Genomic DNA, 1777 nt, shown 5'->3' with positions numbered 1-1777 from the left:
GGTTTTTGTGCGGTCTCGTGAATGACTTTAACGGATCATGGCCGCAAGCGGCTCTGCCTGCCGCCCCAGACGGCGAGCAAGAAAAAACCCGTTGCCTGCGTGCGCAGGAACGGGTTTTTGTCTTTTTCACATCAATAATGGCCACCAGCCCCCGCTGGTAAGCGCGAGCAGCTATCAATCCGATAGCAAGCTGCAGGCGCCGCTCAGCCCGGCCTCACCCGGCCGCCGCTTCGAAGCTGAACACCCCCGGATTCTGGATCGGGTCCACATCCACCGGGATGGTGCTCTTGGGCGGGAACTTGCCCTCAAGCAATAACTTCGACAGCGGGTTTTCAATGCGCTGCTGAATCGCACGCTTGAGCGGGCGCGCGCCAAACACCGGGTCGAACCCGACCTTGGCGAGCTCGGCAATCGCCGCTTCCGACACCTCCATGTTGAGGTCCATCTTCTGCAGACGCGCTATCAGCGTACGCAGCTGGATGCGGGCGATGGACTCGATGTTTTTCGCGTCGAGCGAATGGAACACCACGGTCTCGTCGATACGGTTCAGGAAYTCGGGCCGGAAGTAGTTCTTCAGCTCGCCCTCTACCGCCTCTTTCACATCCTCATAGGGCTGCCCCACCATGGACTGGATGATGGGCGAGCCGATGTTGCTGGTCATCACGATCACGGTGTTCTTGAAGTCCACGGTGCGGCCCTGGCCGTCGGTCAGGCGGCCATCGTCCAGCACCTGCAGCAACACATTGAAGACGTCGGGGTGGGCTTTTTCCACCTCATCGAGCAGCAGCACGCTGTAGGGCTTGCGGCGCACGGCTTCGGTCAGATAGCCACCCTCCTCGTAGCCCACGTAGCCCGGAGRCGCGCCGATCAGGCGGGCCACGGAATGCTTTTCCATGAACTCACTCATGTCGATGCGGACCAGGTGGTCTTCGCTGTCGAACAGGAAACCCGCCAGCGCCTTGCACAGCTCGGTCTTGCCGACACCGGTGGGGCCGAGGAACAGGAAAGACCCCGTAGGCCGGTTCGGGTCGGAAAGACCCGAACGCGAGCGGCGGATGGCGTTGGCCACGGCGCCGATGGCTTCGTCCTGGCCGACCACGCGCTCGTGCAGCTTGCCTTCCATGAGCAGCAGCTTGTCGCGCTCGCCCTGCATCAGCTTGCTGACGGGGATGCCGGTGGCGCGCGCCACGACCTCGGCGATCTCTTCAGCGCCGACCTGGGTGCGCAGCAAGGTAGGCGCACTGGACTTTCCCTTGCTGGCTTCGCTAGCCTGCGCTTCTTTGAGGCGCTTTTCCAGCTCGGGCAGCTTGCCGTATTGCAGCTCGGCGACTTTGTTGAAGTCGCCCTTGCGGGTGAATTCCTCGATCTGGAAGCGGATGCGGCCGACTTCTTCCATCACGTCCTTGGAGCCGAGCGCCTGGGCTTTTTCGGCCTGCCAGATTTCATCGAGGTCGGATATCTCCTTTTGCAGCTTGGCGATCTCCTCTTCAATCAGGTCGAAGCGCTTTTTCGAAGACTCGTCTTTTTCGCGGCGCACGGCTTCGCGCTCGATCTGTAGCTGGATCAGGCGGCGGTCGAGCTTGTCCATGACCTCGGGCTTGGAGTCCATCTCTATCTTGATCTTGGCCGCGGCTTCATCGATCAGGTCGATGGCCTTGTCGGGCAGGAACCGGTCGGTGATGTAGCGATGGCTCAGCTCGGCCGGCTTCATCGATCAGGTCGATGGCCTTGTCGGGCAGGAACCGGTCGGTGATGTAGCGATGGCTCAGCTCGGCCG

General features: G+C 61.6%; 1 protein-coding gene. It reads right to left on the bottom strand.

Translation table 11 applies throughout. The annotated features are described in order from the left end of the window. Positions 1-214: 214 nt before the first annotated feature. Complete coding sequence (locus tag AC1D1Z_RS37040) at positions 215-1711, bottom strand: AAA family ATPase (RefSeq protein ID WP_477853787.1); 1497 nt, start codon at positions 1709-1711, stop codon at positions 215-217. Between the last annotated feature and the right edge of the window lie 66 nt (positions 1712-1777).

Source organism: Rhizobium sp. P1_E1 (assembly GCF_056406015.1).
This window is presented reverse-complemented; position numbering and strand designations above follow the sequence as displayed.